This window comes from Halioxenophilus aromaticivorans (genome assembly GCF_042850945.1).
GTDB lineage: Bacteria > Pseudomonadota > Gammaproteobacteria > Pseudomonadales > Cellvibrionaceae > Halioxenophilus > Halioxenophilus aromaticivorans.
Genome location: NZ_AP031496.1, coordinates 3,250,649 through 3,266,312, shown reverse-complemented (window position 1 = coordinate 3,266,312; position 15,664 = coordinate 3,250,649). Strand labels below are relative to the sequence as shown.

The window sequence follows — 15,664 nt, the reverse complement described above, 5'->3', positions numbered from 1 at the left end:
GCAAGTGTCTTTGGGGTTCGATATGCAATAAATATTTCATTTGGTGTTGACCTGGAAATATAAATTTTATAATGTGCTCGCCAGCATGACATCGACGTGGACTTCAAGGTTGGGGTGACCAGCGGTTCGTCACGCTTATAATCATGCACCATCACTCACTGTATCGAAGAAGTGTTTAGCCAAGGGTTGCGCGATTTTTTAGACGCAGCGGGCTTTGTGGCATTGAATCGGTTAGCTGGTCTTGCTCACAGCTTCGTTGGTACAAAAATAAGAATAATATTGGGAGAACATAAAATGTCCTTCAGTTTCAAAAAGAACCTCCTCGCTAGTTGTGTCTCTTGCTGTACCGCAGCATTGGCTGTAGGCCAAGTGCATGCGCAAGAAACCGGTGCAAATGCATCGATGATTGAAGAGGTGGTAGTCACTAGTATTCGTCGCAGTTTGGAACAAGCCCAAGATCTAAAACGCGATTCCGTCGGTGTAATGGATGCCATTTCTGCTGAAGGGCTTGGTAAATTCCCCGACACCAATATCGCGGAGTCGCTGCAGCGTATTCCGGGCGTGGCCATAGATCGTAATGGTGGTGAAGGGCAGTACGTCACTGTACGCGGATTTGGCCCGAGTTTTAATACCGTTTTGGTTAACGGCCGAAGAATTGTCTCTGAGACTGGCGGCCGTCAATTCAGTTTTGACTTGTACCCAGCGGAATTAATTTCTGGCGCGCAAATTTATAAAAGTGGTACCGCGCATCTACAAGAAGGTGGCATTGGTTCCACCATTAACCTAGAAACCGCTCGACCGTTGAAACTCGGACAAGATCAGTATTTATTGTCTGGCAAAGCGCTGATGGACGACAACAGTGGCGAAAATACGCCGCAGCTGTTTGGCTTGGTTTCTAAGATAATCAATGACGGTAACACCGGTGTACTCTTTTCCGTATCTTACCAAGAGCGTGAGTCTCAGGAAGATTACACCAATACCAACGGTTGGATTCCCACAGAAGTAGAGAGAATTAATTTCGCGGATGGTAATTCTAACCCCGGCAATGTTAGCACCGCGTTTATTCCCCGCGAAACACAAACCGGCCGTAGAACCCAGTCCCGTGAGCGTACCAATATTCAAGCAGTTGTACAGCATGATTTCAGTGATGAATTACGAATGACTGTAGACGGCTTTTACAACGAATACGAAGTGGAATCCTCTTCGAATTTGTTGGGTAGCTGGTTTGGCGACCCTGGCGGCACAAGCAACGTAGTGCTAGACAACAACGGCACAGTATTGTCACAAGATATTGCCAGTGAAGTTGGTATTATGAATCGCCTGGAGGGCCGGCCCACAGAAACCAAGGCCATTGGTTTTAATTTGGATTGGGCGCCGACCGACGAACTCACCTCTAAGTTTGATGCTTCTTGGTCGCAAACCGAAGCCAAGCAAGGCAATGGCAACGGACAGGCGGTAATGGGCTTTACCGATGAGTTTTCTTTTATCAACACCGGCTCTGAATCAGAAATCATTTATCCTGCTGCGGTACAGGCACGCCTGTTAGATAAAAACAGTTATCTATCCCATGTTGCCCAGTTTGGCGACCAAGCCGGTGACGGTACTGGCGGTAACAGTGTAGAGGGTGAGGTTTTTGAATTTAAGTTTGATAACGTATGGGAGCCCACTGATGGTGGCATGTTATCGCAAATCCGATTTGGGGCTTCATACTCCGAAGAGGATAAAACAGTGGATATCGTACGCCCTGGATTCGGTGTGTTTTGTCTGTACTGTTTCTTTAGCGTGGATGTACCCAATGAGCTAATCTTGAATGGCGATAATTCAGGTTTGCTGTCGGGTGTTTCGCCTAACACCTTCCGCGAAACCTTTGCCTTTAACTTGGCAGATTACATCGGTTGGCAGTCATCGCCTGCAGGCCTTCAGGCCTTGGACGCGTGTAACACAGACCCCAATTGTAACCCTGCAGTACCGTTGCCGGCGGCTTATTCGAGCTACGTTGAATACTACGCAGATCAACCTGGTGGCTTCTTTGGTACGCAGCAGCCAGACAGCTTTAATGTAAAAGAAAATATTTTTGCCATGTACACCGATATGACCTTGGATGGCGAGCTGTTTGGCGATTGGGCTTGGACCTTAAACGCGGGCCTGCGCTATGTATGGACTGAGAACGAAGCTTCCGGTGCGCAGCAAACACTGATTGGTTTGTCCCAGGGTACGCCGACTCAGTATGCGCCAGTGTACGCAGAGGGCAGCAGTGTAGTGTTACAAAGCGCGACTAACGATTACAAAAAGTTATTGCCAAATTTGGCGCTTACATTAAAGCCCAGCGATAACTTAAACATCAAGTTCGCTATGTACGAAACCATGAGCCGGCCTGAGTTGGCAGATTTGGCTCCACGCTTTTCCTACGCCGATTTGCGCCCTAATAACATTAATGCCTTCGGTGGTAATGTTGAGCTAGAGCCGTACACCAGTACCAACTGGGACTTGGGCGTCGAGTATTATTGGGGCGAGCTCAATTATGTGTCTGCAGCCTACTTTGAAAAAGAAGTGCGCGACTTTGTTGTGGTTGGCTCGCAGGGTGTTACTGTTGATAACGTCGCCATCGGTAATCTGCTAGACGCAGGTTTGGCTGACGGCTTACTGGACCCGGCCGCGGGTACTGTAGAGGTTAACGTACAGCGCCCCTTGAATTCGGAAACCGCAAAAGTAGACGGTATTGAGCTATCCGGCCAATACGTGTTTGAAATGGGCTTGGGTTTCAGTGCCAACGCCACCTTTATGGATTCTAACGCCGGCGTATCCGCCAGCTCGCCGCTCGACCAAGCGTTTGCGATCCCAGGGTTGGGCGATTCTATGAATGCCACCGTGTTTTACGAAACCGAGTATTTTGAGGCCCGCCTAAGCTGGAGCTGGCGAGACCAGTTCCTAGAGCATTTGGTTAATCCTAAAGCCGGTGTGGAGCCTGTGTTTGTTGAAGAATACGAGCAGATTGATGCGCGGGTTAGCTACCATATTAACGACAGCGTATCCGTCTTCTTGGAGGGTACCAATATTGGTGACGAAGAGATTCGTAAGCACGGACGATTTGATGACCAGTTCATTTGGTACAGCAAAACCGGACCTCGTTACGCGTTAGGTTTCAGGGCCCAGTTCTAACTCACCAATAGCTTATCTTCGGTATAATAGTTACGAAGTACCCCTAAATTTATGGTTTGGGGGTTTTTTTGTTTTATAACAATATGATGGCAGTTATGTTAATCTTTCTGCTATAAGTCGATGCAATTTGGAATAGTCAATGCCTAAGTCTGATCCTGCCACCAATAAGAAAAACTGGTCGGATATTCAAGATCTGATTAAATCTCACTATCCTAGTATGAGTAAGCGTTTGCAGCAGGTAGCGGTGTTTGTTTTGGAAAACCCCAGAACCGTCGCCTTCGAGACCATTGCCACCATCTCTGAGCAAATGTCGATCCCACCCTCAACGCTAATTCGCTTTGCTTCTGCCCTGGGCTTTGATGGTTTTAATGAATTTAAAAACCTGGTTAAAGACGATCTTCTGGACCAAACGTCCAACTACAGTAATCGCGTTAAATTGGTTGGCGAAGACCAAAATTGGCAGGGGGCGGAACTGCTATCTCGCTTTGCCGAGGCAAACAGTAATGCGCTCAATATGCTGGTAGAAACCACCTTGCAGGATGATTTATCCGCGGCTGTGGAAATGATGCACGATAGTAACAGTATTTTTTTACTGGGTAACGGCAGGGCTCATGCGGTAGCGACCTACCTGCATTACGCGCTGAATCATATCGATAAAAAAGTGTTTTTAATTCAGGGGACGGGGGGCAAGTTTTACGAAGAAATGTCTAACGTGCACCGCGGTGATTTGCTGATTGCCATCAGCTATAGCCCATATTCCTCTAATACTTGTGAGTTGGCCGCGCGGGCGGCAAATCAAGGCGTTAAAGTCCTCTCCATTACCGATAGCCCGGTTTCTCCGCTGGCCAATACCAGTGCATTGTCGTTTGTGGTGCAAGAGGCAAAGGTAGATGCATTCCGATCACTTTCATCCTCTATGTTGTTAGCCCAAGTGCTAGCCATTGCCTTGGCAGCAAGGGATTCCGGCGAAAGCAAAAATTAGGCACAAAAAAAGCGCCTTGCGGCGCTGTGTAAGTTGGGATTGCCGGATGAACTCTTTCTTGTAGTGCAGCGTCTCAACTAATTGGGAGCGCTGCGCCTATCTTCAGTGATTTATTTGTAATCGGGCCCGTTAACCCAGTTGTGATCTTTTTCCCAGGTAAAACACCAGCGGCGGGTAGGCCCGGCCATTACGTTTAGGTAGTAGCTGGTATAGCCTGCCAATGTCGCTACGGGGTGATACCCCTTGGGCACCATTACCACGTCTTTATCGTACACCGCCATGGATTCGTCCAGGCTTCTGTCGTCGGTGTACACCCGTTGGAAAACAAATCCTTGAGGCGGGTCAATTCTGTGGTAATAGGTTTCTTCTAAATAGGTTTCAGCCGGGCAGTTGTCCTGGTCATGTTTGTGGGACGGGTAAGAGCTGGTGTTGCCCTCATCGGTGAATACTTCCACTACCAATAAGCTGTCTGCCGGTTTATCTTCGGGCAGGATGTTTTGCACAAAACGCTTGTTAAAGCCCTTGCCGCGGTGTTCTACACCGACGTCCGCAGGCGCAATAACTCGGGCAGGGTAGGTTCCTTTGCTGGGTGCTTTACAAATGGCTAGTTCAACGTCTGTAAGGGCCGTTAAAGTGAATTGGTCATCGTTTGGCAGATAAACCGAGTAGGGCGGGGTTCGCTCAAACGGGCTCATTCTTTGCCCTAAATTGTCTTCATTTAAAGTTTTGCTGGTCAGTGATGCCAGGCCCGAAACCAAGACTAAACAGTATTCCTGGTCTTCCGTTGCTTGGCTAATGGTGTCGCCAGCTTTCAATTCTTGCACTTCAAATCCGACGTACTGCCACCCGGCCTTTTCCGGCGTGATGTCTTGCGCTGCGTTGCCGTCTTCCGGCTTACAATATTTGGAGAGTAGAGGGGATGCACTCATGTCGCTTTGCCTTGGCTTAGTTTTAATGTTGCGTATGCCGCTATGGTAACTCCGGAGAATAAATATTTCAAAAAATAATTTAATGAAATATAAGTTTGTATTAGTGGTGGCTTGTAGGGTTGGGGAGTTTGCAGATTATGGGCTCTGTGTTGATTTGGTGTATGGCTTGGCGTTAGGGTTAGCGCAAACATTTACCATAAGGCAAGGTTTATGAGTTCCAATGGCAATCAAGCCAATATTCAGTTAAGCGAAAGCTGGTTGCGCGTGCTGAGCAATGAGTTCGAACAACCCTACATGAAGCAGTTAAGAGCTTTTTTTGCGCAAGAGAAGTCTCAGGGCAAAATTATTTACCCGCCGGGTAAGGATATGTTTAACGCCCTAAACGCCACCGACTTTGAGAACGTTAGCGTGGTGATCATTGGCCAGGACCCATACCATGGGCCGAATCAGGCCCATGGGCTGTGTTTCTCGGTGCAACACGGTGTGCCAACGCCGCCCTCGCTGCTTAACATATATAAAGAGCTGCAATCTGACCTAGGCATGGCGATTCCTCAGCACGGCAATTTGCAACATTGGGCTGAGCAGGGTGTGTTGTTGTTAAATGCTACTCTCAGTGTGGAGGCGGGCAACGCCGGTTCGCATCAGAAGAAGGGCTGGGAAGAGTTCACCGATCAGATTATTCATGCCATTAACGAGCAGCGAGAAAATGTCGTGTTTCTGTTGTGGGGTAGCTACGCGCAGAAAAAAGGGGCGTTTATTGACCAAGATAAACACTGTGTACTGAAAGCGCCGCACCCTTCGCCGCTGTCGGCACATCGCGGATTTCTGGGTTGTAAGCACTTTTCGCAAACCAATGCCTATCTACAGAATCACAACAAGCGCCCCATCGATTGGTCTGTTTAGGTACCGTTATTTCAGCATATCCTTGGCCACGGTAAGGTCGTCCAACACCTGTGGTGGAACAAAGTCTTGGGTTTCTGGATCGATGCCCAGCCTTTTAAAGGCGGTGACCTTGCTGTGATCCATCCGAGCATAGGGGTGATTGGTTCCTGCGTAGGAATTAATCAGGGCCACCGTTACGATATCCGCGTAATCTACCTTCGGTTTTTCGGCGGTGAAAGCAAGGTGTTCCGAGGGGACTTGGCGAATTTCGTCGGGGAAGTCCCAACTGCCGAGTATTCTGTTGCCGATGGCAGGCGCCAGTTTTTCAATGACGGTATCCAACGTAAATGCATCACGCAGCAGTGCCTTATGGTTTTCGGCAAAGGTTAGGATGGGCAGCGCGCCTATTTGATGGACTAAGCCGGCCAAGGTGGCTTGGTCTGGCCGCAGTTTGGTACAAAACCGGCACAACACCGTGGCGATGCCGGCAACTTCTGCCGATCGATTCCAGGTTTCGCGCAGGCGGCTGTCGATAAGGTCTGAAGTAGCCTGAAACATTTGCTCCATGGCCAGGCCTGTGGCGATGTTACAGGTATAACTCATTCCCAACCGCGACAACGCTGATTGAAGATCTTCTATTTTGCGGCTGGCTCGCATCAGTGGGCTGTTGGCCACTTTAATCACTCTGGCGGACAGCGATGGGTCGTTACCAATGACCTTGGTTAAATCTTCCATGCTGGCATCCGGGTTCATCGCAACGTCACGAACTTGTAACGCTACTTCCGGCAGCGTCGGCAGTACCAGGTCGTCGTTTTTGATCGCTAGCAAAATCTCTGTGCGGACCTGGTCAAAGATGTGTCCCATTATCAAACTCTCATGTTGGGCATGGTATCCCGGTCAATTCCTGCGATAGGTAAGGCGCTAATGGCCTGTGCTGTGTGAATACTTTCTCGCCCCCTCTCAACTCTAGTTCACACAGGAGGTTGTTCAAGCTGGTCAGGGTGGGGTGGAGGAATAAAAAGAGGAACGGATGCAGAAAGAGAATTTATGGTTTATGGGTAAGAGTATCGGCGTCGAGAAAGGCGAATAAAGCGACACCGATGCCTTGTTGATCAACTGGATTGTTCGCTACTTCTTAGCGGGTAGGGCAGGGGTTTAAAGGTTAACGCTACACCATCGATGTAGGCGTCGTTAGACTCGTAGGCTGTATCGGTGATATAGACCAGAGCATCGCAGGTTTGACTGTTGTTAGCGCAGGCATTGACCACCTTGCCTAGGGATTGTCCACCATCTTGTGATGTGACGTCCGAGCCGGGCCTAGGCACGGAGTTGGTTGCCAATGAAGCAAGCCGCATATGACGCTTTTGCTTGCCTAAATAATGCATTCGCGCCACAACCTCTTGGCCGGTGTAGCAGCCTTTACTAAAGCTGACCGCGCCGATTTCCACGAAATTCATATTCTGAGGAATAAACTCTTCACTGGTTTCGGGCTGTACTGTGGCGATTCCGGCGTTGATTTCGGCGTTGTACCAAATAAAGCTGGGCAAGAACTTGGCATCCTGGAACAACTCAGACCACAGTGTTTGGCCAGAATCTGAGTTTAGCCACAGTTCGAACCGATCCTCTGCGGCACAAATTATTGTCGCCGAAGGGAGCTGGGCGCAGCTGTTGGGTTGGCTTGGGCACTGGCCAAAAACGCGCTCGATGGTGGCTTTTGCCAGTTGCCCCATGATTGCAATAACCGGGTTGTCACAGGTTTCGAACTCGGCCTTGGAAAACACCATGTATTTGCCCAGGGATTGTTGTGCCCTTGTCATCATACCGGCTGGCAGGCGCAACCTGACACGTTCAGGTGACGGCTTAGCGACAAGAAAGCTGAATATCGCGCGGCCCTTTGGGTTACATTGACCACCTAATTGCACTGAATGTTCGGATAGCTGTTCGATGTCGCAGGTGACTTGGCCTTGCAAAAATTTACTGGCATCCGGGCCGGCAATGTCTATCAGACCGCTATCCGTAAGGGCGAAAATCGACAAATCCGTTGGTTCCAAAGACGCTGGGGTCTCCACAACTTGTTCGTTTTTGATGATAGCTCCTTGCCGTTGAATGAAAGTCAACCAATCGCTTTGGTCTGCCATACCGTACTACTCTCACTTGAATTAAAGTTTGGTGGGCCTCAGGCCCTTGGCGTTGTTATACCAGACCGGAGTAATGCTCGTCATCCGCTATGGGGATTGCCACAGCGGTAACGCTGTTATCGGTGCAGGGCTTGCGTATAATACGGCGCCGGCCGAGAGTCGGTACGACACAGATTTAGGGCACTTAAAAATATGGATAAAAAGCGATTGCAGTGGGCCACTCGGCGCGGCATGCTCGAGTTGGACTTGGTACTAGGGCCGTTTTTGGAAAATCACTACGATGACCTTAGCGAACAAGATCAAGAGTTGTTTGTGGCGCTGTTGGAGTGCGAGGACCAGGATATGTTTACTTGGTTTATCGACAAAGTCGATCCTACGGATACAGACTTAATGCGCATTGTCACTATTATTCGCTCGCATACGGGGTTACAGGCTGGCGATTAAGGTCCCCCTCAGCCTGCCCAGAGAGCTGCTGCTGATTTACATTGCCGCACTGCTGCTTTGTTTGTGGGCGTTGTCTTCCTCTGGTCTTACCTTTAAGTGGGCAACTGTGGTGTGCCTAACTGCCTTTGGCGTTGGAGCCACTTGCGTTTGGCGGCTAATCAAGCAGTATCGTGGTGAGTTGATCTACGATGGCCAATGGTGGTTGCGGCGCGAAAGCTCAGGTAATGTAATCTTGGATCAATCGTTAGAGCCCAGTGCTGCCCATATTGTTCACCCCAATTTGCTTTTACTCAGGTTTAGGGGTGGGTTGATGACCGGGCCAAGCACATTTTGGCTGTCGCGTTTGAATGTCGACGTCGAACAACTGCGTAAACTGCGTGTTTTCGTGCAAACCCAGCGGTTTTGACTGGCAGGGGTTTTATTTTCCTTGTGGCAAGCTTTGTATGGTTGGTTTCTTTGGGTTAGGCGTTGCTGAGTCCGGTCTCGCTGAGCTAGGCGATATTATTCACTCTGCCTAACAAAGACATCTTGCCCGGCAAAGTTCAACGGCATCAAAATGGTATCCCGGGCGAACTGCTTAAGGTTTGGGAAATCCAGCGAATAGTGCAGGCCTCGGGATTCCTTGCGGGCCATAGCCGAACGTATGATCAGCTGGGCCACGTCCGACAAGTTACGCAGCTCAATAAGGTCGTTGCCCACCTTGTAGTTGCTGTAGTACTCCTCAATTTCCTTCTGCAGCAGCTTGATGCGGTGGTTAGCGCGTTCCAATCGCTTGCCCGTACGCACAATACCGACATAGTCCCACATGAAGCGTCGAAGCTCGTCCCAGTTGTGAGAAATCACAACGTCTTCATCTGAGTCGGTGACCCGGCTTTCATCCCACTCCGGTTGGTACTCCGGTTGTTTTATAGAATCCAGCCGATCGGTTATGTGACGGGCGGAAGCGGTACCGTACACAATACACTCCAACAGCGAATTACTGGCCATTCGATTGGCGCCGTGTAAGCCAGTGAAGGAAGTCTCGCCAATGGCATAGAGGTTGGGGAGATCAGTTTGGCCGTGTTTATCCACCATCACGCCACCGCAGGTGTAGTGTGCCGCAGGTACTACCGGAATGGGCTCTTTGGTGATGTCGATGCCGTATTTTAAGCACTCGGCCGCTACGGTGGGAAAATGGGATTGGATGAAATCTGCCGGCTTGTGAGAAATATCCAGGTAAACGCAATCGCAGCCTAGGCGCTTCATCTCGTGGTCGATAGCGCGTGCGACTACATCGCGCGGGGCCAGCTCCGCCATTTCGTGGAAGCGATCCATAAAGCGGCTGCCGTCCGGTAGGAGCAAGTGAGCGCCTTCGCCACGCAGAGCTTCGGTTAATAGGAAGGTGCGAGCCTCGGGGTGGAATAGGCAGGTGGGGTGGAACTGATTAAATTCCATGTTGGCCACACGGCAGCCAGCGCGCCAAGCCATGGCAATGCCATCGCCGCTGCAGCCGTCTGGGTTGCTGGTGTAGAGATACACCTTGCTGGCACCGCCGGTAGCTAAAATCACAGCTTTGGCTTGGTATAGGTGGACCTCGTCATCAGATAAGCTATAAATGTAGGCCCCGGTACAGCGATATTTGGTGGAGTCTCTATCCGCTTGGGTGACCAAATCAATGGCGATATGGTCGGTTAAAATGGTTAGATTCTCGCGCGCTTCGGCTTGGTCGATCAGAGCACTGTGTACCGCAACACCGGTGGCGTCGGCTGAGTGAATGATCCGGCGTTGGGAATGACCGCCCTCCTTAGTGAGGTGATATTTGTCTTGGTCTGCTTCTTCTCGGGTAAATTGAACACCTTGGTCAATCAGCCAGTCGATGGCTGGGCGGCTGTTGCGTACCGTGTATTCCACGGACTCTTCATGGCACAGGCCGGCGCCGGCTTTCAGCGTATCCTTAACGTGTTGCTCTATGGAGTCTTCATTGTTCATTACTGCGGCAATTCCGCCCTGTGCCCACCAGGTTGAGCCGTCGTTGATGCGGCCTTTACTGATCATAGCCACTTTGCAGGATTCGGGCAGGTTGAGTGCTGCAGATAGTCCGGCGGCGCCGGAACCAATAATGAGTACGTCGAAGTAAAAAGTTTGTGTCATTCTTATCTAATAAACCTGATTAGCCCAATTGGGGTCATTCGAAGGAACCAGAGTATAGCGATATATCGGTGTCAGGCGCCAAAATTCTGTGCTTTTTTGCCATTTGGGCGAACAAATTCTCCGATAGATTCAAATTTACCGCTAAAAAAATGAGAAAATGGCCTATTTGCACCTCTAATTGCTCTGGTAGGCGAATATTCAGCAACCGTCGTTGTTTGAATCCAGAGTTTCCTTTATCAATAATTTAGACTTGAGCTGGCCCGCGTGCTGCGGATAATATGCCGGCCTATTGGTACGGTAGGCCAGTTTCAGTGTCTCAGCCTGGTATTGCCCGAGCAAAGGGACGTGTGTATCGCCGTTACGGCAATTTTGGAGTATTGAATGACGGGCAACACCACGCCTAATTCCGATCAACAATTAGTAGAGAGAGTTCAAAAGGGCGACAAGCGAGCTTTTGATATGTTGGTGCTCAAATATCAGCACAAAATTATCGCGATTGTAGGGCGCTATATTAAGGATAACGCCGAAGTCTACGACGTCGTACAGGAGGCCTTTATAAAGGCCTATCGTGCGCTGGGTAACTTTCGTGGCGATAGCGCCTTCTACACTTGGTTGTATCGTATCGCCATTAACACGGCGAAAAACCATCTGGTATCGCGTGGCCGTAGGCCGCCTGCCTCCGATGTCGACATCGACGAAGCAGACTATTACGACGGCAGCGAGCCGTTGCGCGACATAGAATCGCCCGAAGGCGCCATGGCTCGGGATGAGCTGCAGGCCGCGGTGAACAAGGCTATTGCTGAATTGCCTGAGGATCTTCGCACTGCGCTAACATTACGCGAAATGGAAGGTCTTAGTTATGAAGATATCGCTGCGGTAATGGATTGCCCGGTGGGAACCGTGCGCTCGAGAATTTTCCGGGCTCGGGAAGCGGTGGACAAGGCCATAAGGCCGTTGATGGACTAAATTGAAAAATTTGCAAAAAAAGTGAATTTTTTTCACATTTTCGTGAACCATTGTTAGAACACTATGTCCTAAGTGGCAGTTCATTCAGGATGAGTTAAGTAAAAACCGAAGCCTACGTGATGCACGTGTAAAGCGAACGACTAAAACTGTATCCGCATCAGTCACTTAACTTATGATTTTATAGTCTATGCAGAGTAAACCTATGGCAAACCAAGAAGGCAACACTGTTTTTGATGAATCGTTGCGTGAGTCTCTTTCCGCACTATTAGACGGTGAAGCGACCGAGTTAGAAGCGCGCCGCGTTCTAAACAACGTTGAGAATGACGCTGACGTGCGTGCCGTCTGGAGCCGCTATCAGATTGCCAGCAGGGCTATGGCTGGAGAGCGCCAAGCGTTTTCTGGTATCGATTTAAGCAGCACCATCGCCGCAGCCATTGCCGACGAGCCGGCTCACAATGCTACCCCTGAGGCGCCTGCAGCGCTCGGTGCTAAGCGTGGGGTGGTGTCTAGCTTGTTCGCTCAGGCCGGTAAAGTCGCCATAGCAGCGTCGGTCGCCGCCGTTGCTGTATTCGCCGTAAACCAATATACGGTACAAAATGATGCACCAGCGTCTGCTACCAGCTTTGCTGCCACAGATGCTGCGAGTGCCGATGATTACAACGCCGCTGCTAACCTGCCCATGGGATACGGTACGCCTGGTTTAGCGGTTCGTAATGTCAGCACCGATTCAACCAGCCTTGAGCAGCGCCGACATAACGCAGTGCCGGTACAATTTGTACCACGTACGGAATCTCCGGCTGCCAGCCCTGCGGTTGAAGAATTTCTTCGTCAGTTAATGGCTGAGCACGCCAATGTAGGCTCTGAATCGCTAGGTGTAGTGCCCTTTGAGCGCGTGCCGCGCATCGCCACTGAGGCCGAGTAGCAGTCTCCATACACAACGCTCAGCGCTGAAGCACCCCAAAAGCCCCGAAAGGGGCTTTTTTGTTGCTTAAAAATGGCACATTGGCGACGTGATTAGCCTTATAATGCGGCTCGACTCGCCTCTCATTTAATTAGCTAAGGTACGTTCATTTGTTATTGGCTCGTTTACGACGTTATTTTTCAGACTTACTAAACATGCTGGCGGTTGCTGTAATTTTGATGAATTCAGCCGGCAGCTATGCACAACCGAATGATGCAGAAGCTCTGGCGCTGTTAAGTACGGTTGAGCAATCCCTCGCCAATGTTAGCTACACCGGTATCTATACCTATGAGCACACCGGTGTTATCGACTCAATTAAAGTCTCCAAAATGGTGGTGGATGGTGAAGTGACGTCGCGCATGGAGCACTTGTCCGGCCGTGAGGTCAAGCCCATTGTGCATCAGTCCAGCTTGGCTGCGTGTGAAGAAGGCTTGGGCCAGCGGCAAAGTGCCTTTGATAAAAGCAACCTGATTGCGCATTACCAATTCCACCAGCTGGGTAAAGAGCGGATTGCAGGGCGGCAAGCGCTTATGCTTCAGGCTGAGCCGCGGGATGAATTTCGATTCGGTTATCGGCTGGCCATTGACGAAGAAACTCACATGCCTTTGTTGTTGGCGTTAGTCAGCGGCAACCGTTTGGTAGAGCGATTTCAGTTTGTGGAGTTCACCCCCGTCCCTAGCCCAACTTTGGAGCAGGCACCACAGGCTAGCCAAAACGATCATACCTTAACCGGAAGTTGCATTGATCAAACAGTGCAATCACCCTGGGTTATGGGTTGGCTACCCAGCGGATTTAAATTGGTTTCTGTCAAATCGGATAATGGTACCGATATGTATTCCTACAGCGATGGTTTAAGCCGAGTCAGTGTGTTTGTCAGTGCCCTCGCGGGGGGAGCAACCCTGGAGGGGGAGGCCCGGCGTGGTGCAACCATTGTATACCTCGATAAAGTCGCTCTTGGTGATCGATTGTTTCAGGTGTCTGTGGTGGGTGAGGTGCCCAAGGTAGCGGCGCAAAAAATCGCCACATCGGTGGTGGCTAAGCAATAGCGTTTGTGTGCCGCGTTTAGGTTTGGAGGCTGCTTGTGATTACTGAAACAGGTCGTATCGTTGCTATCGAAGACGAGAGTTTGTGGGTGCAAACCATCCGCAAATCTGCCTGTGCACAGTGTTCAGCCCGCAAAGGGTGTGGCCAAGCCGTGCTGGCGCAATTTGGTAGGGAACCTGGATACATAAATGTCAGTCTTAATGGCCAGCATCCGTCTGACTACCAGCTGGATCAGGCCGTGGAAATAGGTATCGCAGAACAGGTTATCGTTAAATCGACACTGTTAATTTACCTGTTTCCGCTGCTGCTAATGATGATTGCCATTGGTTTAGGCTCCGCTATGTTCGAAGCAGAATTTATGGCGCTGATCAGTGGCATTGCTGGTTTAGGATTGGGTGCGCTCATTGTGCGAGCTTTTTTTGCCAAGTCGGCTGGAAATCAATCGCTGCAGCCCATACTTATAGGCAGAGCAGGTTGATTGCGTAAGCCGCTAAATCAAGCCGCACATATACGATGATGTTAAACCACGGTGCGTCCGTGAGTAGGCCGGAGGAATTGCTTTATGCGTTTGAGCATAGCTTTTATCACTCTGGTTACTGTACTGAGTTCAGTAACCGTCCATGCACAAAATCTACCCAATTTTAAGGATATCGTTGAGGCCCAGGCACCCGCCGTGGTCAAAATCGATACTACCACTCGTAACACCCAGGCAAACCAGTACAACTTTTTGCCAGATCAACAGAACATCCCTGAGATTTTCCGCCACTTCTTAGATCCGCGCAGCATGCCCGATCGTCAATCCCAGTCCATGGGTTCTGGCTTTTTGGTGTCCGAGGATGGCTATTTGCTCACTAATAACCATGTGGTTTCCGGTGCCGACGAAATTATCGTGCGGTTGCAGGATCGACGTGAGTTTGAAGCTGAGCTTATCGGCACCGACGAGCGTTCTGATTTGGCCTTGCTGAAAATCGAGGCCAAAAAGCTGCCGTACTTAAAATTTGCGGACCCAGAAGACGTACAAGTGGGCGAGTGGGTGTTGGCCATTGGCGCGCCGTTTGGCCTAGATTTCTCTGCCAGTGCCGGCATAGTGAGTGCCATTGGTCGCAGCATACCCACTGAAAACAACGAAAATTACGTTCCGTTTATCCAAACCGACGTTGCCATCAACCCTGGTAATTCAGGCGGCCCATTGTTTAACTTGGATGGCGAGGTAATCGGTATCAACTCGCAAATTTATACCCGCAGTGGTGGCTCCATCGGTTTATCCTTTGCCATTCCTGCCAACGTTGCCATCGATGTTGTAAAACAATTGAAAGACAAAGGGCGCGTCGACCGCGGCTGGTTGGGCGTGATGATTCAAGAGGTGGACAAAGACCTGGCTCAATCGTTTGGTCTTCGCAAGCCTGGAGGCGCATTAGTAGCGCGCATTGAGTCCGGTAGCCCGGCTGACAAGTCCGATCTTGAAGTGGGCGATATTATTGTCGAGTTTAACGGTCAGCGCATTGCCCAATCTTCAGATTTACCCCACGTGGTGGGCTCCACTGAACCGGGCAGTAAAGTGCCGGTTGAGGTGATGCGTGAAGGCAAAGAGAAAACACTGAGCGTAACCGTGGCAACCCTGGAAAGCCGTGGCGGGGCAATTGCTGCCAGCAACGGCGGCAAGTCAGCCACCGACGGTGGTCGCCTTGGTATGGCCGTGGAATCCTTGGATAAAGACGTCAAGGAAGAGCTTGGCGTTGATGCGGGCGTGTTGGTGGTATCGATATCGCCAGACGGACCAGCAGACGATGCTGGCTTGCAAGCCGGTGATGTGATCACTCAGATTGGTTTTAACGCCGTCAACAGTGTGGCTGACTACGACAAAGTTGTTCAGCAGTTGCCAAAAGATAGCCTGCTGCCTATCCGCTTTGTGCGCCAAGGCCAGCCCATCTTCAGAACCATCGCTACCCCCAAATAGCGTTTAGCCGAATGGAGCCCGTTCAGAGACCCGAGGTTTCTGGCGGTGCTCCGGCCCAAGCCACGGCGCTAT

13 protein-coding genes are annotated in these 15,664 nt (G+C 50.4%); 9 read left to right on the top strand and 4 right to left on the bottom strand.

Annotation, left to right across the window (positions count from 1 at the left end; genetic code table 11):
• The first annotated feature begins 294 nt into the window (after positions 1 to 294).
• Together ACGHM3_RS14230 and ACGHM3_RS14225 are read left to right on the top strand one after the other, a co-directional pair.
• Positions 295 to 3,159 (top strand): TonB-dependent receptor, encoded by a 2,865-nt coding sequence (locus ACGHM3_RS14230; protein WP_345415154.1) that lies wholly within the window; start codon positions 295 to 297, stop codon positions 3,157 to 3,159.
• Between the two features lie 139 nt (positions 3,160 to 3,298).
• Positions 3,299 to 4,141: a MurR/RpiR family transcriptional regulator gene (locus ACGHM3_RS14225; protein WP_345415157.1), complete on the top strand. Its 843-nt coding sequence runs from the start codon at positions 3,299 to 3,301 to the stop codon at positions 4,139 to 4,141.
• A gap of 110 nt (positions 4,142 to 4,251) precedes the next feature.
• Here the strand turns inward: ACGHM3_RS14225 and iolB are convergent, their stop codons facing one another.
• Positions 4,252 to 5,070 (bottom strand): 5-deoxy-glucuronate isomerase, encoded by an 819-nt coding sequence (iolB, locus tag ACGHM3_RS14220; RefSeq protein WP_345415160.1) that lies wholly within the window; start codon positions 5,068 to 5,070, stop codon positions 4,252 to 4,254.
• Between the two features lie 210 nt (positions 5,071 to 5,280).
• Between iolB and ung the strand changes: the two genes are divergently transcribed.
• Positions 5,281 to 5,973 carry a uracil-DNA glycosylase gene (gene ung / locus ACGHM3_RS14215; RefSeq protein ID WP_345415163.1) on the top strand — a complete coding sequence of 231 codons (693 nt, stop codon included), beginning with the start codon at positions 5,281 to 5,283 and terminating at the stop codon, positions 5,971 to 5,973.
• Between the two features lie 6 nt (positions 5,974 to 5,979).
• Here the strand turns inward: ung and ACGHM3_RS14210 are convergent, their stop codons facing one another.
• Entirely contained in the window at positions 5,980 to 6,816 is an 837-nt protein-coding gene (locus tag ACGHM3_RS14210) for an HDOD domain-containing protein (RefSeq protein ID WP_345415166.1), read from the bottom strand.
• Positions 6,817 to 7,064: 248 nt separating this feature from the next.
• On the bottom strand, positions 7,065 to 8,090 hold the full coding sequence (locus ACGHM3_RS14205; RefSeq protein WP_345415169.1) for a hypothetical protein: 1,026 nt from the start codon (positions 8,088 to 8,090) through the stop codon (positions 7,065 to 7,067).
• 192 nt (positions 8,091 to 8,282) lie between these two features.
• Here ACGHM3_RS14205 and ACGHM3_RS14200 point away from each other — a divergent pair, with 192 nt between their 5' ends.
• Positions 8,283 to 8,534, top strand: coding sequence for a succinate dehydrogenase assembly factor 2 (locus tag ACGHM3_RS14200; protein WP_345415172.1), 252 nt, complete (start codon positions 8,283 to 8,285; stop codon positions 8,532 to 8,534).
• 501 nt (positions 8,535 to 9,035) lie between these two features.
• Here the strand turns inward: ACGHM3_RS14200 and nadB are convergent.
• Complete coding sequence (gene nadB, locus ACGHM3_RS14195) at positions 9,036 to 10,664, bottom strand: L-aspartate oxidase (RefSeq protein ID WP_345415178.1); 1,629 nt, start codon at positions 10,662 to 10,664, stop codon at positions 9,036 to 9,038.
• A gap of 381 nt (positions 10,665 to 11,045) precedes the next feature.
• Between nadB and rpoE the strand changes: the two genes are divergently transcribed.
• The 5 genes from rpoE to ACGHM3_RS14170 all read left to right on the top strand — a co-directional run bounded on the left by rpoE (position 11,046) and on the right by ACGHM3_RS14170 (position 15,592).
• Entirely contained in the window at positions 11,046 to 11,630 is a 585-nt protein-coding gene (gene rpoE / locus ACGHM3_RS14190) for an RNA polymerase sigma factor RpoE (protein WP_345415181.1), read from the top strand.
• Between the two features lie 202 nt (positions 11,631 to 11,832).
• Positions 11,833 to 12,552, top strand: a complete 720-nt coding sequence (locus ACGHM3_RS14185) for a sigma-E factor negative regulatory protein (RefSeq protein WP_345415184.1) — start codon at positions 11,833 to 11,835, stop codon at positions 12,550 to 12,552.
• Between the two features lie 149 nt (positions 12,553 to 12,701).
• The gene (locus tag ACGHM3_RS14180) at positions 12,702 to 13,637 is read left to right on the top strand and encodes a MucB/RseB C-terminal domain-containing protein (RefSeq protein ID WP_345415186.1); all 936 of its coding nucleotides are present in this window, start codon (positions 12,702 to 12,704) and stop codon (positions 13,635 to 13,637) included.
• 35 nt (positions 13,638 to 13,672) lie between these two features.
• Positions 13,673 to 14,113, top strand: coding sequence for a SoxR reducing system RseC family protein (locus tag ACGHM3_RS14175; RefSeq protein WP_345415189.1), 441 nt, complete (start codon positions 13,673 to 13,675; stop codon positions 14,111 to 14,113).
• Positions 14,114 to 14,197: 84 nt separating this feature from the next.
• A complete protein-coding gene (locus tag ACGHM3_RS14170) occupies positions 14,198 to 15,592 on the top strand; it encodes a DegQ family serine endoprotease (RefSeq protein WP_345415192.1) in 1,395 nt (464 codons plus the stop codon).
• Positions 15,593 to 15,664: the final 72 nt, after the last annotated feature.

Coding starts and splice junctions, on each gene's coding strand:
- ACGHM3_RS14185 (WP_345415184.1), top strand. CDS start 11,833: ATGGCAAACCAAGAAGGCAACACTGTTTTTGATGAATCGTTGCGTGAG.
- ACGHM3_RS14225 (WP_345415157.1), top strand. CDS start 3,299: ATGCCTAAGTCTGATCCTGCCACCAATAAGAAAAACTGGTCGGATATT.
- ACGHM3_RS14205 (WP_345415169.1), bottom strand. CDS start 8,090: ATGGCAGACCAAAGCGATTGGTTGACTTTCATTCAACGGCAAGGAGCT.
- ACGHM3_RS14200 (WP_345415172.1), top strand. CDS start 8,283: ATGGATAAAAAGCGATTGCAGTGGGCCACTCGGCGCGGCATGCTCGAG.
- iolB (WP_345415160.1), bottom strand. CDS start 5,070: ATGAGTGCATCCCCTCTACTCTCCAAATATTGTAAGCCGGAAGACGGC.
- ACGHM3_RS14230 (WP_345415154.1), top strand. CDS start 295: ATGTCCTTCAGTTTCAAAAAGAACCTCCTCGCTAGTTGTGTCTCTTGC.
- ACGHM3_RS14210 (WP_345415166.1), bottom strand. CDS start 6,816: ATGGGACACATCTTTGACCAGGTCCGCACAGAGATTTTGCTAGCGATC.
- rpoE (WP_345415181.1), top strand. CDS start 11,046: ATGACGGGCAACACCACGCCTAATTCCGATCAACAATTAGTAGAGAGA.
- nadB (WP_345415178.1), bottom strand. CDS start 10,664: ATGACACAAACTTTTTACTTCGACGTACTCATTATTGGTTCCGGCGCC.
- ACGHM3_RS14170 (WP_345415192.1), top strand. CDS start 14,198: ATGCGTTTGAGCATAGCTTTTATCACTCTGGTTACTGTACTGAGTTCA.
- ung (WP_345415163.1), top strand. CDS start 5,281: ATGAGTTCCAATGGCAATCAAGCCAATATTCAGTTAAGCGAAAGCTGG.